The organism is Aquidulcibacter paucihalophilus (assembly GCF_002105465.1).
GTDB lineage: Bacteria > Pseudomonadota > Alphaproteobacteria > Caulobacterales > Aquidulcibacteraceae > Aquidulcibacter > Aquidulcibacter paucihalophilus.
Genome location: NZ_NCSQ01000151.1, coordinates 1 through 24,718 on the forward strand (window position 1 = coordinate 1; position 24,718 = coordinate 24,718).

The window sequence follows — 24,718 nt, forward strand, 5'->3', positions numbered from 1 at the left end:
AAGCTGTGGCTATGATGCTTATTAAACGGGAAGCGCTCTAGTGTGATTGATAACCCTAAATTTGTGGATTTCTCGTAAAATGGCGCTTCCTCGAGGAGGCGACCATGTTTTACGACTTGCTCTATACGTTGAAAGAGATGGTTTCCATGTTGAACTTGGCAGCCATTACTTGCCCTGCCGGACTGATTATTGCGCTCCATTACATGTCCGAGCGCAAGCAAAAGGTGCACAGAATAGACTATGATCCGGTCATGCGGCGCAAATATGAGTTAGAAGCCCAATCGTCGACAGGATTTGCCAGCTTTATGACTTTGGTTGGATTGAGCGTAGCCTTTCTAAGCATGGCCTATCTTGGTTGGCCCAGTGAAACCCGCCAACAGTCGCAAGCGGCTTGGCAATTCCTACAAACCATCACGGGCAAGTCCTAATTAGACGGTCCAACCTGCGGTCAAGGCCAATGGCAGGGATTGGGAGTAAACTGCTAACTTGACTAGACGCGTGTGAATTTCGCACGATATAGCCACCCAAGGACAAATTTGTGCGATTTTTGCGCAATGCTGGAGGTGAGCTGATGGATGTCGTCTGGTTTCGCAATCGCATGAAGGAAGTTGGGGCAACCCAAGAAGATATTGGCGCGGCCATTGGACGCGACCGTTCGGCAGCCAGTCGCCTCCTGTCCGGGGCACTCGAATTTAAAGCGTCCCACGCTGCACCTTTGGCTTTGGTTCTCCAGACAAGCGCCAGCGAGATTTTGATGCGGGCCGGGGTCGATATTGGAGCCCCACTCAACAGCCGGACCCCCCATGCACGCGTTGAAGCCGCCATTGAGGCTTTTGCTGCGGGTGAAATCATTGTCGTTACCGACGATGACGACCGCGAGAATGAAGGTGACCTCATTATGGCGGCGAGCTTGTGCACGCCTGAGAAGATGGCCTTTATCGTGCGCCATACCTCAGGCATTGTGTGTGCGCCGCTAACCCGCGACATTGCGCGGAAACTTCGGCTTGACCCGATGGTTGCCAATAATGATGCGCCGTTGTCGACCGCCTTTACGGTCTCAGTCGATGTGCGCCACGGCACCACAACGGGGATTTCGGCGGAAGATCGGACCAATACCTGTCGGGCGCTTGCTAACCCAAACATTGGCGCAGCAGACTTTGTCCGTCCAGGCCATGTGTTTCCCCTTGTTGCCCGTGATGGTGGTGTCTTGGTGCGGACAGGCCATACAGAGGCTACAGTCGATTTGTGCCGCATGGCAGGTTTGCCCGAAGTTGGCGTCATTTGTGAGATGATGAATGACGATGGTACCGTGATGCGGGGGCCGCAAGTGGCCGCTTTTGCGGCACAGCATAATCTGAAGCATGTCTCAATCGCTGAAATGATTGCCTATCGCCAATCGCGCGAGAAGCTGGTTGAGCGGGTATCAAGCTTTACCGTAGAAACCGAAAATGGGCCGGTGCAGGGCTATGCCTACGCAACCCCCTTTGACCCTGTCCATCACTTGGCCTTTGTTGTAGGCAAAATTGGCGCAGGCGAGAATGTGCCAACCCGGCTGCATCGTGCCGACGTCGTTAAAGATGTGTTTGGGGGTGCCCCAGCCATCAAAGCAGCGATGGAGACCTTCCGGACTGAAGGCCGCGGCGTTTTGGTTTATTTGCGCGACGGGACCGTCGGGGTGCCGTTCCAACAGCATCAAGAAACAGAGTCAGAGACCCGGCGCTTACAAACATGGCGTGAAGTCGGCGTTGGTGCCCAAATCCTGCGCGACTTGGGCGTCCATTCGATCAAATTGCTGACCCGCTCGACCCACAAATTTGCCGGTCTCGGTGGCTTTGGCATTGAGATTTCCGAAGTTGACAGCCGCTAGGCAGGGCTTGGCCCGCCCAGGCTCAGTTAGGCACTGACCGTCTCTGGCTTTTCCTGCGCGATGCGCTGGGCGTTAACATAGTCAATCTTGCCAGTACCCAAAAGAGGCACCTCTGCGATCTTGATGATCTTCTTGGGTAAGGCGAGTTCGGCGGCCCCATTGGCCTTGTACCAGGCCAGAAGGTCAGAGCGCTCGGCAAAATCGCAATCGGTCAGAAGCACGATTTGCTCCCCCTTTTTCGGGTCATTGACCGCAACAGCGACATGCAGATTATCTGGCCAACAACTGGTTGCGTAGTTCTCAACCGCTGTCAGCGACACCATTTCGCCGCCAATTTTCGCAAAGCGCTTCACCCGACCCTTGATGGTTAAGAAGCCGTCTTTGTCGATGGCCACCACATCGCCGGTATCATGCCAGCCGCCGGGCAGGGGCTGAATTTCGCCCGGCGCATCGACGCGAACATAGCCACGCATCAGATTGGGGCCCCGGACATAGAGCCTGCCGCCACCATCAATGCCGGGTATGCTTTCAAGCTTCCATTCAATGCCTGGAACCAAGCGCCCGCACGTGCCGGGGCGGTTATTATGGTCTGGCGTATTGACGGCGATAATGGGTGAGGCCTCGGTTGCGCCATAGCCTTCAACGATGGGCACATTAAAGCGCGACAGCATGGTTTGCCGGGTTTCCTCCTTCACCCGCTCTGCACCGCAAACGATAAAGCGCAGGCTGTTTAAATCGCCTTCATCGGCTTGGCGCGCATATTGGTTCACAAAAGTATCGGTGCCGAACAGGATCGTCGCTTGGGTTTCGCGCACCATTTTGACAATATTCTTTGCCTGCAAGGGTGATGGGAATAACACGCACTTCATGCCTTGCAGCAGCGGCAAGAAAGTTCCGCCCGTGAGGCCAAAGCAATGGAAGATGGGCAGGGGGTTAAAGACGATGTCTTCGGGGTTCAAATCCACATGGCCGGCAACTTGTTCGACATTGGCGACCAGATTGGCATGGCTGAGCGCGACGCCTTTTGGAATACCTTCCGTGCCCGAGGTAAACAGCATAACCGCCGTTGAATCGGGATCCGTTTTGACGCGAGCAAGGAAAGGGGCCGTCGCATCAAGCAAGCCACGGGCCTTATCCAAGCCCGTTAAGCTTTCGCGCACATCTTCCAAATAGACGATCTTATAGTCTTTTTGGAGTTCTTGAACGAGGCCGGTCAGATTTGCTTGGTCGACAAAGCGCTTTGCCGTCAAAATCGTGCGCACTTGGGCGGCGCTACAGGCTGCACGAATATTTTTAACGCCAGCGGTAAAGTTCAACATTGCCGGCGTACGGCCGAAAGCCATCAAACCAAACAAGGCGACCATGCCGCCGACCGAATTTGCAATCAAAACGCCGACATTTTCTTTCGGCTCGGTCAAAGCAGCCAACTTGCGACCCAAAACGAACGACCCTAAAACCAGCCGATCATAAGTCAGAGGCGCGCGGTCAGCATCTTCCAAGATTTCCTTCTTGCCGCCAAAACGACCGCGGGCTTCAAGCAAGGCATCAAAAACAGTGCGCCGCGTACGGGCAACATCATATGGGCGAACAGGCATGCTGGGGTCCTAGAATGCGTTTCCAAGTTTACCGGCTTGAGGCGTTTGCTCGCCCTATTTTTGACCACCGGACTCGGCGCGAAGCTAACGACATCACACGAGATTGCAATTTGTTTCAGCAATAGAGCGCGCGTTTGCGCTCAAATTGCCGTGTTCACAGGGTGAACAAGGCGGAGCGAATCCGTAAACCTCAGTCCCCCACTTGAGATTTGGCCTGCTCCCATGGCAAAAGCGAAAGATGAAAAATAATCGCATCTTCTTGGCCTTTTTGATCGCTGTTTCTTGTGCGGTTGTGGCCACTCAGCCCCTTTCAGCGCAAGCGGTCCAACAGACCAAGGGCGACTTCCAAGATAAGTTCCGCCAGCTGGATCCAGAAGACGCGCCAACGCCGAATGCGTATCGCGCGGCATCTGGGGCTCCTGGCCACAAATATTGGCAGCAAAAGGTGGATTATAAGATCCATGTCAGCCTGAATGAGGCCACCAAAACCCTCAGCGGATCGGCCGAGATCACCTACACCAATAATTCGCCCGATACCTTGACCTATCTGTGGCTGATGTTGGACCAAAATGACGTCAAGAAGAACTCGATTGCTGAACTCACCCAGACCACGGATGAAACAGGTCGGATCAGCTTCAATCAGGTTCGCCGGGCTCAAGCTATCCGCGACAGCGAGGGTGGGTTTACCATTACCAAGGTCACCAATCCGGCGGGCACTAGCCTTGTTTTTGACGTGGTCGATACCCTGTTGCGGGTTGATTTGGCAGAGCCCTTAAAACCTGGTCAAAGTGTTTCTTTCAACGTGGAATGGACTTTGCCGATGCGCGACTCGCGTCTGATCGGCGGCCGGAATGGCTATGAGTGTTTCACCAAGGCCGATCAGGATGGCAATTGTATCTTCCTTGCGGCCCAATGGTTCCCGCGGGCGGCTGTCTATTCTGACTATGAGGGTTGGCACAATAAAAGCTTCTTGGGTCGGGGCGAATTCACCTTAGAATTTGGTGATTATGAGGTTGCCATCACGGTGCCGAGCGATTTTGCCATTTCCTCAACCGGTGAGTTGATTAACCCAACTGAGATTCTCACACCCGCACAGCAAGAGCGCTTGGCAAAGGCCCGCATCAGCTATCGCGATCCGATCTATATCGTGACGCCGCAAGAGGCGGCAGCGGCTGAAAAAGCGAAGGCCACCACGACCAAGACCTGGCGCTTTAAGGCACAAAATGTGCGCGACTTTGCGTGGGCAGGTTCACGCAAATTCATCTGGGATGCGATGGCGGTGAAACAGCCAGGGGCCAGCGATGTCATGGCCATGAGCTTCTTTCCCAAGGAAGGCGATCCCCTATGGTCTGCCTATTCGACCAAGAGCATTGCGCACACAATCAATGTTTATGGCCGCATGACCTTTGCCTATCCCTATCCTGTAGCCCAATCGGTCAATGGCCCTGTTGGCGGCATGGAATATCCCATGATCACCTTTAACGGGCCCCGTCCCGAGAAAGATAATGCCGGCAATCTGACTTATTCAGACCGGTCCAAATATGGCTTGATCAGCGTAATCATCCATGAAGTTGGCCATATTTGGTTCCCCATGATCGTCAATTCTGACGAGCGGCAATGGACCTGGATGGATGAAGGCCTCAACACCTTCTTGCAATATGTGGCCGAACAAGAATGGTCAGAAGCCTATCCGTCGCGCCGGGGCGATCCGCGCGACATCACCGAATATATGCGCTCCAGCAACCAAGTGCCCATCATGACCCAGTCGGATTCGGTGCAGCGTCTGGGGGATAATGCCTATGGCAAGCCGGCTACCGCTTTGGTTGTCTTGCGCGAAACCGTCATTGGCCGGGCACGTTTTGACCGCGCCTTTAAAGAATACGCGACTCGCTGGCGCTTTAAGCGGCCAACGCCCTATGACTTTTTCCGTACGATGGAGGAAAGCTCTGGCGTTGATCTCGATTGGTTCTGGCGTGCGTGGTTCTATTCGACCGACCATGTCGACATCAGCCTGACAAACGTCCGCGAAGGCACAATCGACACCCAAAACCCTGATATTGAATCCGCCCGTCGGATTGCAGAGCGCGATGCCAAACCGATTGAATTGGGCCAGCTCAACAATAAGGGCATGAAGACCTTTGCCGATAATGACCCATCGGTGCTGGATTATTATGACCGCACCGATCCGCTCGCCCCCACCAAAGGCCAAAGGGCACGCGCGGCAACTGCCCGTGCGGCCTTAAGCCCGGAAGAGCGCGCCGTTCTCGATGTCAAAGACCGCTTTTATATCGTGAGCCTCGAAAACAAGGGTGGCGTGGTGTCTCCGGTGATTTTGAAGTTCACATTCAAGGATGGCACCAGTGATACCGTCGCCATTCCAGCGGAAATCTGGCGCTATGATGCCCGTAAGGTCAACTGGACTTATATGACGCCGAAAGATGTTGTCCAAGTCGAACTCGACCCACGCCAAGAAACAGCCGATGTTGAGCGGTCGAACAATTACTTCCCGAGCCGGATCGAACCGACCCGTTTGGAAGTGTTCAAGGCAGCCCAAGGTCCGCGCAATTTGATGCAGGACAATGATTTGGCGGTCAGCCAAGACTCTCTGCAGACCAAGCCGGCTGTCGCGCCAAAGGCGAGCACAAGCACCGGGGCAGGGGCCGCGACGGGCGCGCGCCCTAATCGCTAGGATGAAGCGCTTTACCGGGATCGGATGGGGGCTGTTGGCACTTGCCTTGCTGAGCAGCCCCGTCTTCGCCCATCGGATTGAGGCGGCTTTAAGTGTGGTCGAGGTCAATCCGACCAGTGGGGTGCTGGAGATCACCCACAGGCTCTACGCCCATGACCTCGAACATGCGCTGGATCTTGGCCCTGTGGGGGCTGGCTATTTCGAGACGCCTGAAGGACAAGTCGCGATCAAGGCCTATTGTGAGCGGCAGTTTTTTTTAGGCGACGGGCAGGGCAAGACCCTTGCCCTTCAATTCGTTGGTGCTGAATTGTCGGGCGATTTGCTCTATGTCTATTTCGAAGCGGGGCGTTACCGCGGTCGGGACCTGACAATCGATTCCAATTTGCTGCAGGACTTTACCGAGGCACAGGTCAATCAAGTCAATGTGCGCCGGGCAGGGAAAACCGTTTCGGCGCGCTTTCAGACAGGCACGCCAGCCAAGCGGATGGCTTTGCCGTAAGAACCCATATCAGCTCTGCGCATTGGGATGGACTTGGACCTTTCCTTTTGCCACGAAAGGTCTCATTTAAGGCCTATGGTTACGCTCATCGACACCCAAGCCAAGCGCGCGGCGCGCCACCCTGAAAAGCAGAAACGGCCTGATAGCGTCGTGATGCGCAAGCCCGAATGGATCCGCGTGCGGGCCCCGGGTGGCGACGTCTATGAACAGACCCGCACCATCGTCAAAGAAAACCGCCTTGTCACCGTGTGTGAAGAGGCGGGGTGCCCCAATATTGGTGAGTGCTGGAGCAAGAAGCATGCGACCATGATGATCATGGGCGACACCTGCACGCGGGCGTGTTCCTTTTGCAATGTCAAAACTGGCAAGCCCAACGCGCTCGACCCTGAAGAGCCTGCCAATGTCGCCAAGGCTGTTGCCACCATGGGCCTAGAACATGTGGTGATCACCTCGGTTGACCGCGATGATCTGGACGATGGCGGGGCCTCCCACTTTGTTGCGACGATCCAAGCTATCCGGGCGGCAACCCCGAAAACAACGATCGAGATCCTAACGCCGGACTTTTTGCGGAAAGCGGGGGCGGCTGAAGCTGTGATTGATGCCAAGCCCGATGTCTTCAACCACAATCTGGAAACCGTGCCCCGTCTCTATCTCTCTATCAGGCCCGGTGCGCGCTACTACGCCTCGCTGCGTCTGTTGGAGCGGGTGAAAGAGCGCGACTCCCGCCAGTTTACCAAGTCTGGCCTGATGGTCGGTCTGGGCGAGACCAAAGAAGAAGTGATGCAGGTGATGGATGACATGCGCTCTGCCGGCGTCGATTTCCTCACCATTGGCCAATATCTGCAGCCAACCCGCAAACACGCCCCGGTGGACCGCTTTGTCACCCCGCAAGAGTTTGAGGCCTATGAGACGATTGCCTTGTCCAAGGGGTTCTTGATTGTGTCGGCTTCCCCGCTCACCCGCTCCAGCCATCATGCGGGGGAAGATTTTGCGCGTCTGAAAGCGGCCCGCGTGGCGCTTGAGGATCAGATCGGATCGTGAGCCGGTTTGAGACCATCGAACTCTTGCCCTTTGCGCCAGATGATCTTTTGTCGCTGGTGAGCGATGTTCCCGCCTATTCGCGCTTTTTGCCCTGGGTTAAAGCGTCTCGAATCTCCCAACTCAAACAAACGCCGCACGGGCGCTATTTTGTTGGCGAAGCCGTTGTTGGCTATAAGGCTTTTCGGGCGCAATTTTCGACCCATGTTGATGTGGATGAAAAGGCGCGCACGGTCACAACCCGATTGATCCAAGGCCCGTTTCGCTCACTGAAATGTGTCTGGGGGTTTCGGGACAGCGAGTCCGGCACTTTGGTTGATTTAAGCTTGGATTTTGAGTTTTCTGAACCATTTTTGGCCGAACTTCTCCGCGCCAATATGGATAAAGCTGTTTCCAAGCTGATTATGGCCTTCACAGAAGAGGCCAAAAGGCGCTACGCGCTAATCGGTTAGGCAAGGCTTTTAGAAGGAGGGTGCTGCGTGACCGATGCGGTTTTAAATGACCAAGATCCAGCGCCAACGCCAGTGCCTGTCGCGCCTTCGCCGCTGATGAAGTCGGTCGCTTGGCTCTATCCTGCCACCACCTTCTTGTCGGCAGCGCTTTTGTTTACGCTCCAGCCGCTGTTTGCAAAAATGCTGACCCCAATGATGGGGGGTACGCCGGCGGTTTGGAATACGGCCCTCGTCTTTTATCAAGGCGCGCTGTTGATCGGTTATCTGTATGCCCATCTGATCGCTACCCATTTACGGCCGCGGCAGCAATTGATTGTCCATACCAGCGTGCTGGTCGTTGGGCTTTTGTTCTTGCCAATCCAGGTCTCAGGCTTAGTCGGCTCCCCCAATGTGGAAAGCCCGATCGGTTGGACTTTAGGGGCGCTCCTCTTATCCCTTGGCGGGCCGATCATTGCGATTTCAGCAACCGCGCCCTTAATCCAAGCTTGGCGCGCCCGCCTAGGCGATGCGGTTGACCCTTATCGACTTTATGCGGCCTCTAACCTTGGCAGCTTTGCAGCTCTTGCCGCTTTCCCTTTTCTGATTGAGCCGATGATTGGGGCAAAGCTTCAGTCGGTCATTTGGGCGATTGGCTATGTCATCCTGATGATCGCACTCATTGTCTCCGTTTATGCGGTGCCGGCTGACAGCCAAGCGCCAAAAGAAACGGCTCTGCGTCAGACAACCTGGCTTGAGCGCCTGACTTGGGTCGCCTTTGCCGCCCCGCCGTCAGCACTTCTAGTTGCCGTGACGACCCATCTAACCACCGATGTCGCCTCGGTACCGCTTTTGTGGATACCGCCCCTTGCCCTGTTCCTATTGACCTTCGTCATCGCGTTTTCAGCTCTTGGCGACAAGATTGCAGAAGGGGCCGGGCCGCTCAAATTCATGGTGGTGTTTCTGCTCGCCGCCGCGATGGCCTCTAATACGGACGGGGGGCTCAATGGCCTGTTGATCCATTTGGCAGCCTTTTTCATTGTGGTGCTGTGTTGCCATTTAGAGCTTGCCGTACGACGGCCAGAGCCCGCGCGGCTGACGGAGTTTTACCTCTGGATGTCGCTTGGCGGGGTTTTAGGTGGGGCGGCAACCGCGCTATTGGCACCCATCCTTTTGAACACCACAATCGAATACCATTTGGCCTTGGTGGCCGCGTTGGCCGTGGCACCGTGGCACCGAGCCAATTTGAAATGGGCTTTGCCCGCGGTTGCTATCGCGCTTGGCGTGGCAGCGCTTTATCAGAATTCTTTTGACGCATTCTTGTGGTTGGATGAAAACTTCCCAATCAAAGGGGAAGCTGAGGGAACTTTCTCACCCTTCTGGCGCGACCTCTTGTTGATCGACCGGCCGGAGTTTGCCGGTGCGATCCTATGTTCCATTCTTGCTCTAGCCGCCTTAATGGCGTCGCGTTCGGCCCCCATTGTTGCCGCTATTGGCGGGATAGCGCTGTTACTGCCTGTGCTAACCGAAGATGGAGATGGGGTACAATTCCGCGAGCGTAGCTTCTTTGGCGTGCTTGAGATCGAAGATAGTGGTGAAGCCCCCACCGGTTGGCGCTATCTCTCGCACGGGACCACGCTACATGGGGTCATGAGCTTGGACCCCAATCGTAACCGCGAGCCCATGTCCTATTACTTCCGCGAGACACCGATTGGGACCTTGTTTGAAGAAGCCACCAACGCCAAACCAACCGATTTGCACGCAGGCGTGATTGGTCTCGGCATGGGCTCCACCACGTGTTATGCCAAGCCTGGCCAGAAGTGGAAAGTGTTTGAAATCGATCAAGATGTGGTGCGTGCCGCGACGGACCCCAATCTGGTCGGATTCTTAAACCGCTGTGCACCCGATGCCGAGATTATCTTGGGGGATGCACGCCTGCAGATGCAAAACCAACCCGATAATTGGTTTGATATTCTGTTGGTTGACGCATTTTCTTCTGATGCCATCCCAACCCACATGATCACGCAAGAAGCCATTGGCTCCTTCATGAAAAAGATGGCACCCGATGGCATTATGATCGTTCATATCTCCAACCGCTATCTTGACCTTGGCACGATTGTGGCCGACGCCGCCCATAAGCTAGGCTATGCGGCGATGGAAGGTAATCGCGATGGGGCAGCCGATAATCCCAATGCTGACACCAGCGTCCGCGTGGTCGTCATCGCCAAAACCCCCGAGCGCTTGCAGGGCTATGCACTGCCGATGTGGCAATTGATGATGCCCCGCAAAGAGCCAAAGCCCTGGACCGATGACCACACCGATATCCTGCGGGCCATCATGCCGGATGAGTGAGGGGTGTGTCCGCGCCCCAGAAGCAGGGAGCAAGGCACCGTCTTAAGCTTCCAGCCCGTCCTGCAACATGCGTAGCGCGACGCGAACGGCTTCCAGCCGTACTTTTTCGCGGCCAATATCGCCAAACAAATGCTCTTCATGCCGGATGGAGCGGTTTTCGCGGGCGCTGGCAAAATGGACGAGGCCGACAGGCTTCATCCCCGTGCCGCCGCCAGGGCCTGCAATACCGGTGATCGCTATGCTGAGATTTGCCCGGCTTTCATGCAGCGCACCTTCAGCCAAAGCCCGGGCGACGGGCTCTGAGACCGCGCCAAAATCTGCCAAAAGGTCGCCCGGCACATGCAGCATCTCTTCTTTGGCGCGATTGGAATAGACCACAAAGCCACGCTCAAACACAGCAGAAGAGCCTGCAATCTCGGTTAAAAGAGCCGCGACTAAACCGCCGGTACAACTTTCAGCAGTAGTGATTTTAATGCCGCGCGCTTCAGCGTCCCCGATCACCAGCCGGGCTGCCATGACGAGGTCTTGGGGGAAAATCGACATGAATGCGATCCTAAGTTAGAGCAGTGCCAAAATCGGCGGGCAGTAGGATGGTAGCAGTGGCTTGGGCGGCTATGCCCTCGGCACGTCCGGTAAAGCCCATGCCTTCGGTCGTGGTGGCTTTGACAGAAACTTGGGTCTCTCGCAGGCCCAAGAGATTAGCGGTTTTTTGAACCATGGCTTCGCGGTGGGGCCCGATCTTGGGCCGCTCACAAATGATGGTGAGGTCGATATGATTGATGCTGCCACCGGCTGCCCGCACCATCTCGCCAGCATGGGCCAAAAAAATGCTTGAGGCTGCACCCCGCCATTGCGGGTCCGTGGGCGGGAAATGCTTACCAATATCACCAGCCGACAAGGCACCATAAATCGCATCCGCCAAACAATGCCACGCCACATCGGCATCTGAATGGCCTGCCAGCCTATGGGAATGAGGGACCTCCACGCCACACAAGGTCACAAAAGTCCCTTCGGCAAACCGGTGCGCGTCAAAGCCAGAGCCGATGCGGGGCAGGAGTTGTGGGGCGAGTAGGCGCGTCATACGGTCAAAATCCTCAGGCCACGTAATTTTATCGAGGCGCGGGCTCCCAGCCACCACACGCACATTTGCCCCATAAGCTTTGGCTACGGCCACATCATCAAGTGGAACTTGATCGGCGGGCAGGGCGGCATAAGCGGCTTGGATAATCTTGGACTGAAAAGCTTGTGGGGTTTGGATACGGACCAAGCCGTCGCGGGCTTGGGCCTGTTGCACGAGGCCATCGGGGGCAACCCAAAGGGCGTCTGCCATTGGAAGGCCGGGCGCGGCACCGTCTGCGCCTGCTTCAAGCACCAGAAATAGGTGGTCCAACACAGACTGGCTCAAACCCGGCCGAGCAGCATCATGAATGAAGCAAAACGATCCGCCGATAGCTGCTGCAGCTTGCAAGCCGCTAGCGACCGATTGCGTCCGCGTCTGCCCCGCATCGGCTAGCTGGATCTGGATCGACCCCGCGCAAGCCAAAACCCGATCGCGCATCTCCGGCGCGCAAACAACCACAATCGCTCCAAATCGCAGGTCGCGGCTGAAGGCTTCTAAGCTCCACCGCAGGATCGGCTTTCCACCCAGGGGCTGAAATTGCTTGGGCAGGTCGATTTGCCCGCTCGAACCAGCCGTCGAAGCAGCCTGCTTCGCCCGCGTTCCGGTTCCGCCCGCAACGAGAATCGCAACGGCCATAGGGGATGGAGATTGGAGAGGGTCCATGGCGCAATCTTAGCCAGTTTGAGTCTGACACTCCAGCGGCTTTACCTGCTGTGGGGCGAAGTTGGCGATCCTGTTCGTTTTGACCACGGAGCGGATGAGAGCCGGCAAATTCACAAAACCGAACAAAAATTAGGCGGAATATGATGAAAAAATTTGCAATAACCTTAATATGACCTGCTGTTTTGACGTAGTCTGCCATTTATGTAAGCATCATGCTCTAACCAATTGGAAATGCCTGTTTTGGACCGCCTGAACAACTCCTCGCTCTCGGTTGATTTCGTCCCCGGTCTGCCAACCGACCGTGAAGGCCAAATTGCCGCTGCCTTCTTAGAAGCGCTGCCGCTGCCTGCCTTGGGCGTCGAGGGGGGTGGGCAGATTATTTTGGCCAATGGCGCTGCCCAAGATATCTTCCTGAAGTCGGTTCGCAGCATCAAGGCAAATGGCATTTTGGGCCTATTTAGCGAAGATAGTCCAATTCACGACTTGATTGAGCGGGCACGGGTCTCAGGCTCCCCGGTCAGCGGGCGAGACATGACTTTGCGCGGCCCAAGCTTTGGGGATTTTTCCTGTGACATCACAGCCTCTCCCAGTGAGGATGGCGGCTTTATCGCTTTAGTGGTGCGACCTAAGGGACGCGGGCGCGATTTATCAGAGCGCATGCAGGATATGGCTGGGGCCCGTTCGATGGCCGCTTTAGGCCGGACTTTGGCACATGAAGTGAAAAACCCCTTAGCCGGCATTCGTGGTGCGGCCCAGCTCTTATTGCGTGATGCAGATCCTTCTGAGCTAGAGCTCGTCAATCTGATTGTGGAAGAGACCGATCGGGTTCGGCGCTTGATTGATCGCATGGAAAGCTTTGGCGCCGATCCCCCTATCGAATTTGCCCCGGTCAATGTGCATGCCTCGCTTGAGCGGGTTGCAACCCTCGCTGAAAATGGCTTTGCCCGCGAAATCAGCGTGAAACGCCGCTTTGACCCCTCTTTGCCCGATGCGTTGGGGGACGAGGATCAGCTGATCCAAGTGTTCTTGAACCTCGCCAAAAATGCAGCCGAGGCAGCGCAGTCGCGGCCAGAGGGGGCAGAGATCATTCTGGCGACCGCCTATCGACACGGGGTACGCATGCGCACCCCTTCAGGGGAAGCGCGCGATCTGCCGCTAGAAATTGCCTTTTATGATAATGGCCGTGGCGTCGCCGAAGACGTCAAAGATTGTTTGTTTGAACCCTTTGTTTCAACCAAACCCGCCAGCGGAGGCCTTGGCCTGCCCTTGGTCCAAAAGATTGTGAACGCACATGGCGGCGTGGTCGACTTTGAGTCTGAACCAGGGCGGACCGTGTTTCGGGTTCGTTTGCCGCTCTCCACCCAAAGATCTGGTCTGCAAACCAGCAAAAACAAATAGGACAAAAGAATGAGTGTTGCTGGGCGTAATGTGTTGATTGCCGACGATGATGCGTCAATCCGCTTGGTCTTGTCCCAGGCTTTAGCCCGCGAAGGCTATCAGGTTCGCGCAACGGGCAATGCCGCAACCTTGTGGAAATGGATTAAGGAAGGTGAGGGGGACCTCGTCCTTACCGATGTGATGATGCCCGATGGCAATTTGTTCGATTACTTGCCCCGTATGCGCATGGAGCGCCCAAAACTACCGATCATTGTGATGAGCGCCCAAAATACCTTGCTGACGGCGGTATCCGCTGCTGAGCATGGCGCTTATGAATATCTGCCCAAGCCGTTTGATCTCGATGTGATGGTGGGCTTGGTGCGGCGTGCGCTGGAAGGCAAAAAGGACTTCAATGCGTCCAATCAACAGCGAAAGGCCGAAAAAGAAGAGCGCCTGCCCCTGATTGGCCGCTCCTTGCCAATGCAGGAAGTTTACCGAACCCTGTCGCGTGCGGCAGGTTTTGACCTGACTGTTCTGATCGAGGGCGAGTCTGGCGTCGGGAAGAAGCTGGTCGCGCGCGTCTTGCATGAATATGGCAGGCGCAAGTCCGGCCCATTTGTGACTTTGAGCTTGGCGGCACTTGATCCACGCAGTCTTGATCAAGCCATTGAAGGCCACAATGGCGTGGGCTTGTTTGCCCAAGCCGCCGGCGGAACCCTCTTTCTCGACGGTCTAGCTGATGCACCTCTGCCAACCCAAGCCCGATTGGCGCGCATTTTGGCCGATACCAGTGGCCCAAAGTCGGCCCTAGGCGATGTGCGACTGGTGGCAGCCAGTGACCGCGAGCTCAAGGGTCTGGTGATGAACGGCACCTTCCGGGAAGACCTGTATTATCGCCTGAATGTGATTACGATCAGTGTGCCTCCCTTGCGAGAGCGGATGAGCGATGTGCCTGACCTCGCCCGGGCATTTCTGGCGCGCGCGACCAAGGACGGCTTAGGGGAAAAGGCGCTCGACAAATCAGGGGCCGATGAACTTGAAACCTGGTCATGGCCCGGCAATGTGCGTGAGTTAGAAAATGTGATGCGACGCATCGCGGCATTAAGCCCTGATCCAGTGATTGGTGCCGACACCATCCGGCGTGAGTTGTTCCGAGAGCGGAGCCAACCCATCGTGACCGGCCATGTCGGTCAAGACGATGATCTTGAGACCGTCGCGCGGACCGCAATTTCTAAGCTCATCGCCCAAGCTTCGGCGTCGGGTAAGTCCATGACCGATTTGCATGAGAGCGTGATTGCCGCCGTCGAGCGGCCCTTGTTTGAATTGACCTTGCGGGAAACACGGGGGAATCAAATTAAGGCTGCTGATATCTTGGGGCTTAATCGCAACACATTGCGCAAGCGCTTGGCCTTGTTGGATATTGATGTTGGGCGCGGGAAAGCCTAACACAGACGGGACTGTTGCGTTTTAGACACAATTGTGCTTTTCAGGGCACATGAGCTCACAACAGCCGGTCTCGCATCCCAGTCCGATCAGTGCCCGTGGCCCGGTCTTATCCAATGCTGCTCATATTTCTGTCACGGATATGGGTGCCTATGTGGCCGCCATTGTTCTGACCTTTATTGGGCTGTTGTTTGCGGTTTCCGGCGGCGACATTGTGGGGCCGGCCAGTGCGTGGATTTTAGCACTTCTGGTCATTAGTGGTCTGTTGATCGCTTATTTGTCGATCCGCGTTGGCAGTTTGGTTTTGGCGTTGCGCAAGGCCGGGGAAAAGGCGCAAACCGGCGCCCGCCTGCACCTACGCTTTGTGCTATTGTTTGCCGCCAATGGGGTGATCCCTGTCATTCTGATTGCGCTTTTTTCGGCCCTCACGATTGGCCAAGGCGTGCAAGCATGGTTCTCTGAGCAAGTTCGCGAGGCAGTACAAGCCACACGCATTTTGGGCAATCAGTCGGTCGACAAGACCGCCGAGGCCACCAAAATTGATATCGCGGCTATGGCCGTCGACCTGAATGCGTCTGCCATTCAACTGAAGGCCAATCCGCAAGCTTATCGCGATTATCTGGCCTTGCAGGCGGATCGACGCGGCTTTGTGGCCGCATATGTTCTCAATGCCCAAGGAACAAAACTCGCGCAGGCCCAGCGACCCCAGGGCGTACCGGAATTCATTATGCCGGATGCGGGCGATTTTGCGACCGCGCAGGCAGGTGATGTCTCGATCAATATCGACCCATCGGCTGTGGTGCGGGCGCTGTATCGGCTCGACGCCTTTTCAAATTCCTATCTGGCGGTCGTCCGGCTGCCAGAGCCTGGCCAATTGGCTTTGTTTGAAAAGGCCAAGAATGCGGTCTATGCCTATCAAGTGATTGAAGAGCGCCAAGGCCTGCTGCGGCTCTTGTTTGCACTTGCGTATCTTGAAATCGTCTTATTGGTTTTGATTGGATCTGTTTGGCTGGGGCTTGTCTCGGCGGGGCGGATTAGCGGGCCAATCGGCCTTTTGGCCGATGCGGCGGAGCGGGTGCGCGCAGGGGATATGAGTGCGCGGGTTGCCCAAGTCGGCGGGGGCGATGAAATCTCTGCCTTGGCGACCACGTTCAACAAAATGACGGGCGAATTGCAATTTCAGCGCCGAGCGCTGGAAGAGGCCGCCGAATATGCTGAAACACGCTCTGCCTTTATTGGTGCCGTTCTGGAAGGTGTCTCGGCTGGTGTGGTCAGTCTAGACACGACCAATTGCGTACGCGCCGCCAATGGTTCTGCTGGCCGCTTGCTCCAAACGCAAGACAACCGCCTCGAAGGGCAAGACTTCTCGGTCATTGCCCCCGAATTCATGGCCATTGTTTCAAGTGCCCGACCGCTTCACCCGGCTCAGGGACAAGCAGAGCGCTTGGTAGGTGCGGAAACGCTCTTGTTTGACGTGCGGGCTGCCTATGCGGGTGACGATTTGGTTGTGACCTTTGACGATGTGTCGGGGCTTCTGGCAGCGCAACGTCAAGCGGCATGGAAAGATGTGGCGCGCCGGATCGCCCATGAGATCAAAAACCCACTGACGCCCATCCAATTGTCGGCCGAACGCCTCAAGCGTAAATATGGCGATGTCATCACCACTGATCGCGACGTCTTCATCCGCATGACCGACACGATTGTGCGCCAAGTGACCGATATCGGACGCATGGTGGACGAGTTCTCAAGCTATGCGCGCATGCCGTCGCCTAAGTTTGCCGTTGATGATTTGAGCGAGGCGCTACGCCAAGCGGTCTTTGCCCAGCGCATCGCAAGCCCTGACATTGAAGTAATCAGCACGCTGCCGCCTGAGCCTGTTCTGGTGTCGATGGATACGCGCCTCTTGATCCAAGCCTTTGCCAATATTTTAAAAAATGCAGGAGAGGGGATTGCGACCCGGCGTGCGCGCGATGATTCCGAGCTGGCTGGCCAAATTGAGGTGAGCTTGCATCTGAACGGCAAAATGGCCTGGGTCGAAGTCATTGATAATGGCATTGGCTTTCCCGTCCATGATCGCCGCCGCTTGCTTGAACCCTATATGACAACACGCGCCAAAGGCACGGGGCTGGGCCTCGCCATTGTTGCGCGTGTGATGGAAGAACATGGCGGTAAACTTGAACTTGCCGACCGCCAAGATGGCCAGACAGGGGCGCGGGTTTTGATGAACCTGCCCATCTGTGGGGCTGAGACGGCATCCACTACTCCCCATACCCCCTCACAAGAGCACGTAAGCTCGGAGTCTCCCCATGGCAGCTGAAATTCTCATCGTTGATGATGAAGCCGATATTCGCGATTTGGTTGGCGGCATTTTAGAAGATGAAGGCTATGTGGTCCGCTATGCCGCTGATTCAGACGGGGCTTTGGACGCGTTCCGCACGCGTCGTCCTGATCTTGTTGTGCTGGATGTTTGGTTGCAGGGCAGCCGTCTCGACGGTCTGGAGATCCTCTCCGTTGTGCAAGGCATCGACCCGACGATTCCCATCGTGCTAATCTCGGGCCATGGCACGATTGAAACTGCCGTCAGCGCGTTAAAGCGGGGCGCATTTGATTTCATTGAAAAGCCCTTCAAGTCTGATCGCTTGATCCTGATTATCAGTCGGGCCTTAGAAAGTGCACGTTTGCGACGTGAAAACATGGCATTGCGGGCGCGTGCGGTGGCGGGCGATGAACTGATCGGCGAAAGCACTGTCATGCTGCAATTGCGCGCAGCCATTGAGAAAATCGCCCCGATGAACAGCCGGGTGCTGATTACGGGTCCGTCTGGCTCAGGCAAGGAAGTCATCGCTCGGGCCCTGCATGCGGGCTCGCAACGCGCAGACGGCCCCTTCGTGGTGATTTCGGCGGCGGCTATCGCGCCGGAGCGCATGGAATCAGAGCTGTTTGGCGAAGAAACTAGCGAGGGCCGCCCAACCAAGATTGGGGTGTTTGAACATGCCCATAATGGAACTTTGCTTCTGGACGAAGTCGCCGAAATGCCGATGGAGACCCAATCCAAGATTTTGCGGGTTTTGGTAGAGCAACGCTTCCGACGCTTAGGCGGTAGCAGCGATGTGTCCGTCAATGTGCGGGTTATTTCTTCAACCGCCCGCGATCTGCGCGAAGCGATCAGTTCCGGGCGCTTCCGGGAGGATTTGTTCCACCGACTTAATGTGGTGCCGATCCGTTCGCCTGCCTTAGCCGAACGCCGCGATGATGTGCCGCGCTTGGTTGAGCATTTCTCCAAGCGGGTTGCCGAGGCCAATGGTGTGGCCCAGCGCCATTTCGGCCCGGAAGCCTTGGCTGCAATGCAGGCAGCCAGTTGGCCGGGAAATGTGCGCGAGCTTCGTAACTTGGTGGAGCGCATGTTGATCCTTGCCGCCGGCGATCCAAGTGAACCCATTGATGCGGCTGCCTTAGCCCTCGACGGGGTAGGGGTTGGCGAATTGGCAGATCGCACCGGCTTGCACCAATTGGTGTCCTTACCCTTGCGAGAAGCCCGCGAATTGTTCGAGCGGGAATATCTGGCAGCCCAGATCACGCGCTTTGGTGGCAATATTTCGCGAACTGCCTCCTTCATCGGCATGGAGCGGTCCGCTTTGCACCGCAAACTCAAAAGTCTCGGTGTTGAAGGCACGCGCGGCTTCGACTTGGAGGGTTAGGCGTGCCAAGAATTGCTTATGTCGATGGCCAATTTGTGCGCCATGGGGACGCCTCAGTCCATGTGGAAGATCGCGGATTACAATTTGGTGATGCAGTCTATGAAGTCTGGGCCGTCCGTAACGGCATATTATTCGATAGCGAAGGTCATCTGGCCCGGCTGGCGCGATCTCTGGCCGCTTTGCAGATCAAAGCGCCTAGGGCAGACCAGAGCCTGATGATCGTTGTGCGCGAATTGATGACGCGCAACAAATTGAAAGATGGCTTAGTTTATCTCCAGATTTCACGTGGTGTTGCCCGCCGTGACCATCCATTTCCTGCCCATTCTAGGCCGAGCATCATCTTGACCGCCAGACCCATGAATATGGCCCAAGCCGATGCGCGCGCGGCCAAAGGCATTCAGGTGCAAACGCGTCCAGACAATCGCTGGGGGCGGGTAGATATCAAAACTGTCAATCTCCTGCCCAATGTGTTGGCGAAACAAGCTGCCTTAGAAGCAGGCTTTCAAGATGCCTGGTTTATCGATGGCTCTGGCATGGTTACCGAGGGTACCGCTCAAAACGCTTGGATTGTCGACTCAACCGGAACTTTAAGAACACGTCCGGCAACCCATGCCATTTTGCGTGGGATTACCCGTGATACCATCATCAAGACCGCACAGGCTTTGGGCTTTGCCTTTGAAGAAAAGGCCTTTTCACGCGATGAGGCCCTCCAAGCGCGCGAAGCCTTCATTACTTCTGCCACAAGCTTCGTGACCCCCGTTATCGGCATTGATGGTGAGAAAATCGGTGAGGGTGCGCCCGGTCCAATTGCACGAAAACTGCGGGAAACCTATCTTTCGCAACAAACATCAGTAAAAAAGCCTTAGACAACACTCTTCTGGATTGAAATTTCCAAGAAGGACTGCCTAATGAGAGACTCAGGTAGCGAAGTGCGTTACCCAAAAAAAGACAGGGCTTACAATGTCTGCCGACAAAAAACAGAATCTGCAGGATACATTTTTAAACGCGGTCCGGAAGTCGCGCACGCCGCTGACCATCTTTCTGGTGAATGGGGTGAAACTTCAAGGCGTTGTCACTTGGTTTGACAATTTTTGTGTGTTGCTACGCCGCGATGGTCAGGTCCAATTGGTGTATAAACATGCCATCTCGACCATTATGCCCGGCGCGCCGGTTCAGATGTTTGAGGGCGACCCAGCAGACCTCGACTAGGGCTTTCTTGTCATTATTGGTCTCATGGATCATGCTGGTGCGGCTACAGATGGTCTGTAGTTGTGCAACAGAGCTAGGATAATCGCATTTGATCGATCGGCAGGCGCCCGTACAGCGGGCCTTGGTCATCCACCCTCTTCGAAGCGACGCTGCGGCCAGTCGTGACCCTGATTTGCGCCTGATTGAGGCCTGTGGGCTTGCGGAAGCCCTTGGCCTTGACGTGGCCGATGGGCGGCTTGAGCTTCTGCGCCAAGTGCGCCCTGGTGCCTATTTCGGGACAGGCAAGATTGAGGAGCTCAAAGCCCAGTGTGAAGAGCTGAAAGTCGATGTTCTAATTCTCGATGACCAAATGTCGCCTGTACAGCAGCGCAATCTTGAAAAAGAGCTGCAGGTTAAAGTGGTCGATCGCACCGGCCTCATCCTTGAGATTTTTGCCCGGCGCGCACGAACGCGGGAAGGGCGCTTGCAAGTCGAATTGGCGCGCCTCAGCTATGAGAAGTCCCGCTTGGTCAAGACTTGGACCCACTTGGAGCGCCAACGTGGGGGTACCGGGAAGACAGGCGGGCCAGGGGAGCGGCAAATCGAGCTCGATCGTCGGATGATTGCCGACAAAATCCTGAAGCTCAAGAAGGAGCTGGAAGAGGTCAAGCGGACGCGGGCATTGCAGCGGGCAAGCCGCAAGCGCGTGCCTTACCCTGTCATCGCTTTGGTTGGTTATACCAATGCGGGTAAGTCCACTTTGTTTAATCGTGCCGCATCCGCCGACGTCTTGGCCAAAGACATGCCCTTTGCCACCTTGGATACGACCTTGCGCGCGGTGCGTACCCCGACTGGTAGAGACGTGATCTTGTCTGATACCGTGGGCTTTATCACCGATTTGCCAACCGAATTGGTGGCAGCCTTTCGGGCTACGCTGGAAGAAGTGGCCCAGGCAGATCTTCTGGTCCATGTTCGCGACATCGCCCATGCTGAAAGCGATAATCAGCGGCGGGATGTGGAATTGGTGCTCGACCGTGTGCTGTCGGACCATGAAAGCAAGCCGCCCTTGATTGAGGCTTGGAATAAGATTGACTGCTTGGATGAGGCCGGTGCCGCCTATGTCCGGGCACGAGCTGCTGCTTCAGGCCTTAATGGCACGGCCCAAGGCATTTGTGTCTCAGCCTTGACCGGGGAAGGGGTTAAAGATCTCTTTGCCTTGATTGATTCCGAACTGGCGCTGGATACCCGCCCGCTGGAGCTTGTCATTGGCCCAGATCAAGGCGCGGCACGGGCTTGGTTGTTCCGCAAAGGGGCTGTCCGCCACGAGGAAACCGACGAACAGGGCTTTACCCATCTGAAAGTGCGCTTGACCGCCGATGATGCGGCCCGTTTTGTGGCGCAATGGCCGCAAATCCTCTCAGAGGTTCCGTTCGTGGCGCTTGGCGAGGTTCCAGAGCCCGTCCATTTCCTCGAGGCTTGAGGTTTCAGGGCTCTTTCCCTCCTGCCTCAGGGCCTCTTCGATCCAGCGGAAGCGACGCTCAAACTTGGCATTGGCAGCGCGGAGCGCAACCTCAGGGTCAACTTTCGCCTTGCGCGCAAGATTGGCCAGCACAAATAAAACGTCGCCAATCTCCTCTTCAATATGGGCCTGATCGCCCTCGATAACAGCCTCGCGGGTTTCGTCAATCTCTTCGGTTAGCTTGGCAAAAACTTCCTCGAGACTGGGCCAATCAAAGCCAACGCGGGCAGCACGCTTGGTGAGTTTTTCAGCTCGCATGAGAGCGGGCAGGGCCAAGGGAATGTCGGCGAGGAGACTCAGATCATTGGCCTGTTTGGCGGCGCGCTCTTTCGACTTCATCACTTCCCAATTCTGGGTTTGTTGTTCGGCGGTCTCAATCTGGCGGGTGCCAAAAACATGCGGGTGACGCGCCTCCATTTTGTCTGACAGGCCTTGGACGACATCCTCGAAGGCAAAAGCCCCTTGTTCTTCGGCCATGCGGGCGTGAAACACCACTTGAAACAAAAGGTCGCCCAACTCCTCCTTCAACGCAACCAAATTGCCTTGGGCTATCGCGTCGGCGACTTCATAGGCTTCTTCGATCGTGTAGGGTGCGATGGTGGCAAAGTTTTGCTCAAGGTCCCAAGGACAGCCTGTCCTTGGGGTGCGCAAGGCAGCCATAATCGTGAGGAGGCGGTCAATAGGGCTAGGATGGGTCATCACCCCTGTATGGTGCGATTCTAGGCTGCCTGAGAGGCTTGCTGTTCCATGTCACGCTTGGCCGCAATAGCGGCTTGAAGCTCTGCCTGGCGCTTGGCATCGATGGGATATTTGACCAACAGCAGGGCCCCAATCAGATTGACGATAACTGGCAAGCCAATGAATAAGAAGGTTAGGCCAGCCAAAGCCTCGGGCGTATTCTCGCCGCCCAGCTTGGAATTGAAGCCGAAAAGGCCAAGGCCAATATAGGTAACTCCAACTGCCAAGGCATAGCCTGCCTTGCCCGTCAGCGTCACCAAAGCATAAAGAAGCCCCGTGCGATCTTGCCCGGTTTGTACCAAGTCTTCATCCCCAATATCGGCCATCATGGCGCGGAGGAGATAGGCGCCGGAGGTATAAACAATCCCCGCAACCGCCATACCGGCAGCTGTCGCAATGAAGTTGCCCTCCGGCAATAGCATGACAAAAGGCAAGCTGACCGCCGTGTAGATGCAGGCGCACAACAGGGAAACATGCTTGCCCCAGCGCCGGGCAATCATGGTCCAGATCGGGGCCCCGATAAGACCTGCAATGAAATAGATCAGCAACAAGGCCGCTGCCAAACCTCCAAAGCCCTTGACCGCGTCAAAATAGAAAAGAAACAAACCTCCGGTCACACCCGAGCCAAACATCAACAGAAGATCACAAATCAACAAACGACGACAGGCATCGGATTTAAATAAGGAAATGACATCCTTTAGATTTGTTTTCTTAGCCTTGGCCTTAGGTGCTTCTTCCTTCGCAAAGACCGCCGCGATGAGGGCGGTGATGGGCATTAGGACGACGATGAACCAGCCCATGCCTTGTACGCCATCTGCAGCAGTTCCGCCCTGCGAATGGGTCAGAACAGGGATCATCAGAACCAGCAACATGCCCACCACATTGCCCGCCTGCCAGAACACAAAAACGCGCGACCTCTCATAATAATTGTCGCTCAAAGTCGCGCCAAGCGACATCTGCGAGAGAGAGCCCATGGAAAAGCCAACATAGGTAAAGAACAGCCAGAAGGCTAAATAGGCGGCATCGGCCCCGGGTTTGGCCATGAAGAGGAAATATGAGCCCACCATAATGACCGGGATAGACATCACAAGCCATGGCGAGAATCGGCCAATCCGTGTGCGCGTTTGGTCCATAGCAAGGCCAATCCCCACATCAACCCCAATGTCGAGGATGCGCGCCACCATGAAAAGAAGGCCGACTATGCCAATTTCTAGGCCGACATAGCTCGCATAATGAGGCGGCAATTGAACGACGAGGGGTAGACCTAAGGCCGCAAGGGGCAGGCTGGGTGCGGAGAAAGCAAGAATACGAGACAACGCGACTTTTGAACCCGTTTGAGCGGGCTGTGCTGGATCGATTGCCATACTTCCTCCGTCGGCCCGTATTGCTTCGGGCTCCTAGTTTTGATTTTGTCACCCTTTGGGCAAAACGCCAAGCCCCTAGCTAAGGGATTGGAACCACTCATGTTACTTGACGGTTTTTCCAAGCGCATTTGTAATGGCGGTCGAAAGCTCTGCCGATTGAGGCGTCACAGCGGACGGGAAGGCTGCAACAGGACGCCCATCCTTGCCAATTAGGATCTTATGGAAATTCCATTTCGGCTCAGCTTTCGGTCCTAACACATTTAAAACATTGCGATAAAATGGATGCGCATTGGGGCCTCGAACCATATATTTGGCCGTCATGGGGAAGGTGACGCCATAATTGAGTTCGCAAAATTTCTTGATCTCAGCAGCGCTACCGGGTTCTTGGCCGCCGAAGTCATTGGAAGGCACGCCAACAATCACGAGACCTTCGCGCTGCCTTGATTTCCATAGGGTTTCGAGGCCTGCATATTGCCCAGTATATCCGCATTGTGAGGCGGTATTGACTACGAGTACGACTTTCCCCCGATAATCGGCGAGATTAATTTGCCCGCCCATGAGACCATCAAATCGTTCAGGTGACGACATAGGGGTTGCCTTCGTTGGTGCAGGTGCCGTTTTGGGCGCTGCTTGGGGTTTCTGTGAAGCAGCTTGACCTGAAACTGCAAGAGCGACAAGTGCCAGGACGCTGGTGGCAGCGGTAACAGAGAATAGGGCCTTCTTAGTCATCAGTTATGCTCCCTTTTGCAGCTCTACCAACCTAGCCAACGCAAAAGCGCCAGACCACAAAAATGATTTACGAACTCCAAGCTAACGCGGAGAACGCTCGCATCTTTTGGCCAGCTAGCAAAACAGCAAGCCTTCTTATCGGCGACATCATGCCGAAGTAAGATAAGCCGCCCGGCGACGCAGACAAGAACAATTCAGGGCAAAGACTGGTCTAAAAGCCAAACCGCACCCATCACCACCATCAAGACGGCGACAACCAGGCAAGTTCACGTATACCTTTTCAAGGAGAATAGATGCTGCCAGTTTTGAAACCGGTGACCAAGCTCACCAAAGGGGGTGGTCAGACCGCATCCATGAAAGCACACCACACTGTAGATTCTAGGCGAAGTGCGAGTTCCCGTTTCTAAGTTT

The 24,718-nt window shown here is 55.7% G+C and carries 19 protein-coding genes and 1 pseudogene; 14 read left to right on the forward strand and 6 right to left on the reverse strand.

Annotated elements, in window-relative coordinates; all coding sequences use genetic code 11:
* The first annotated feature begins 104 nt into the window (after positions 1 to 104).
* Both B7364_RS10325 and ribB read left to right on the forward strand, forming a co-directional pair.
* Positions 105 to 428: a hypothetical protein gene (locus B7364_RS10325; protein ID WP_085339950.1), complete on the forward strand. Its 324-nt coding sequence runs from the start codon at positions 105 to 107 to the stop codon at positions 426 to 428.
* Positions 429 to 571: 143 nt separating this feature from the next.
* Positions 572 to 1,867 carry a 3,4-dihydroxy-2-butanone-4-phosphate synthase gene (gene ribB, locus B7364_RS10330; RefSeq protein ID WP_232780875.1) on the forward strand — a complete coding sequence of 432 codons (1,296 nt, stop codon included), beginning with the start codon at positions 572 to 574 and terminating at the stop codon, positions 1,865 to 1,867.
* Between the two features lie 473 nt (positions 1,868 to 2,340).
* On the opposite strand, the pseudogene B7364_RS10335 reads toward ribB, so the two are convergent.
* Positions 2,341 to 3,462: pseudogene (locus B7364_RS10335) on the reverse strand (AMP-binding protein); the annotation flags it as partial.
* Positions 3,463 to 3,700: 238 nt separating this feature from the next.
* Between B7364_RS10335 and B7364_RS10340 the strand changes: the two are divergent.
* From B7364_RS10340 to B7364_RS10360, 5 genes are all read left to right on the forward strand, one after another.
* A complete protein-coding gene (locus B7364_RS10340) occupies positions 3,701 to 6,151 on the forward strand; it encodes a M1 family metallopeptidase (protein WP_085339952.1) in 2,451 nt (816 codons plus the stop codon).
* Between the two features lies 1 nt (position 6,152).
* Positions 6,153 to 6,650: a DUF6702 family protein gene (locus tag B7364_RS10345; RefSeq protein WP_085339953.1), complete on the forward strand. Its 498-nt coding sequence runs from the start codon at positions 6,153 to 6,155 to the stop codon at positions 6,648 to 6,650.
* Positions 6,651 to 6,725: 75 nt separating this feature from the next.
* Positions 6,726 to 7,691 (forward strand): lipoyl synthase, encoded by a 966-nt coding sequence (gene lipA, locus B7364_RS10350; protein WP_085339954.1) that lies wholly within the window; start codon positions 6,726 to 6,728, stop codon positions 7,689 to 7,691.
* Positions 7,688 to 8,140: a type II toxin-antitoxin system RatA family toxin gene (locus B7364_RS10355; RefSeq protein ID WP_157893637.1), complete on the forward strand. Its 453-nt coding sequence runs from the start codon at positions 7,688 to 7,690 to the stop codon at positions 8,138 to 8,140. The genes lipA and B7364_RS10355 overlap by 4 nt, the downstream gene beginning before the upstream one ends.
* A 27-nt stretch (positions 8,141 to 8,167) precedes the next feature.
* Positions 8,168 to 10,468 carry a fused MFS/spermidine synthase gene (locus B7364_RS10360; protein WP_085339956.1) on the forward strand — a complete coding sequence of 767 codons (2,301 nt, stop codon included), beginning with the start codon at positions 8,168 to 8,170 and terminating at the stop codon, positions 10,466 to 10,468.
* Positions 10,469 to 10,510: 42 nt separating this feature from the next.
* Here B7364_RS10360 and B7364_RS10365 read toward each other — a convergent pair whose 3' ends face one another.
* Positions 10,511 to 11,005, reverse strand: coding sequence for a CinA family protein (locus B7364_RS10365; protein WP_198534193.1), 495 nt, complete (start codon positions 11,003 to 11,005; stop codon positions 10,511 to 10,513).
* Between the two features lie 16 nt (positions 11,006 to 11,021).
* On the reverse strand, positions 11,022 to 12,251 hold the full coding sequence (ispF, locus tag B7364_RS10370) for a 2-C-methyl-D-erythritol 2,4-cyclodiphosphate synthase (protein ID WP_232780876.1): 1,230 nt from the start codon (positions 12,249 to 12,251) through the stop codon (positions 11,022 to 11,024).
* 240 nt (positions 12,252 to 12,491) lie between these two features.
* Between ispF and B7364_RS10375 the strand changes: the two genes are divergently transcribed.
* The 7 genes from B7364_RS10375 (at position 12,492) to hflX (ending at position 21,437) form a co-directional block, all read left to right on the forward strand.
* Positions 12,492 to 13,649, forward strand: a complete 1,158-nt coding sequence (locus tag B7364_RS10375) for a two-component system sensor histidine kinase NtrB (RefSeq protein ID WP_232780877.1) — start codon at positions 12,492 to 12,494, stop codon at positions 13,647 to 13,649.
* Between the two features lie 9 nt (positions 13,650 to 13,658).
* Positions 13,659 to 15,074 (forward strand): sigma 54-interacting transcriptional regulator, encoded by a 1,416-nt coding sequence (locus B7364_RS10380; RefSeq protein ID WP_085339960.1) that lies wholly within the window; start codon positions 13,659 to 13,661, stop codon positions 15,072 to 15,074.
* A 49-nt stretch (positions 15,075 to 15,123) separates the two neighbouring features.
* Entirely contained in the window at positions 15,124 to 17,388 is a 2,265-nt protein-coding gene (locus B7364_RS10385) for a sensor histidine kinase NtrY-like (RefSeq protein ID WP_085339961.1), read from the forward strand.
* Positions 17,378 to 18,769: a nitrogen assimilation response regulator NtrX gene (ntrX, locus tag B7364_RS10390; RefSeq protein WP_085339962.1), complete on the forward strand. Its 1,392-nt coding sequence runs from the start codon at positions 17,378 to 17,380 to the stop codon at positions 18,767 to 18,769. The genes B7364_RS10385 and ntrX overlap by 11 nt, the downstream gene beginning before the upstream one ends.
* Positions 18,770 to 18,771: 2 nt before the next feature.
* Positions 18,772 to 19,635 carry a D-amino-acid transaminase gene (locus tag B7364_RS10395; protein WP_085339963.1) on the forward strand — a complete coding sequence of 288 codons (864 nt, stop codon included), beginning with the start codon at positions 18,772 to 18,774 and terminating at the stop codon, positions 19,633 to 19,635.
* A 94-nt stretch (positions 19,636 to 19,729) separates the two neighbouring features.
* Positions 19,730 to 19,978: an RNA chaperone Hfq gene (hfq, locus tag B7364_RS10400; RefSeq protein ID WP_085339964.1), complete on the forward strand. Its 249-nt coding sequence runs from the start codon at positions 19,730 to 19,732 to the stop codon at positions 19,976 to 19,978.
* 88 nt (positions 19,979 to 20,066) lie between these two features.
* Positions 20,067 to 21,437, forward strand: a complete 1,371-nt coding sequence (gene hflX, locus B7364_RS10405; protein WP_085339965.1) for a GTPase HflX — start codon at positions 20,067 to 20,069, stop codon at positions 21,435 to 21,437.
* Here hflX and mazG read toward each other — a convergent pair.
* The 3 genes from mazG to B7364_RS10420 form a co-directional block, all read right to left on the reverse strand.
* On the reverse strand, positions 21,375 to 22,175 hold the full coding sequence (mazG, locus tag B7364_RS10410; RefSeq protein ID WP_085339966.1) for a nucleoside triphosphate pyrophosphohydrolase: 801 nt from the start codon (positions 22,173 to 22,175) through the stop codon (positions 21,375 to 21,377). The two genes, hflX and mazG, sit on opposite strands and share 63 nt — an antisense overlap.
* A gap of 20 nt (positions 22,176 to 22,195) precedes the next feature.
* Positions 22,196 to 23,578: an MFS transporter gene (locus B7364_RS10415; protein WP_085339967.1), complete on the reverse strand. Its 1,383-nt coding sequence runs from the start codon at positions 23,576 to 23,578 to the stop codon at positions 22,196 to 22,198.
* Between the two features lie 102 nt (positions 23,579 to 23,680).
* Entirely contained in the window at positions 23,681 to 24,307 is a 627-nt protein-coding gene (locus tag B7364_RS10420) for a glutathione peroxidase (protein WP_085339968.1), read from the reverse strand.
* Between the last annotated feature and the right edge of the window lie 411 nt (positions 24,308 to 24,718).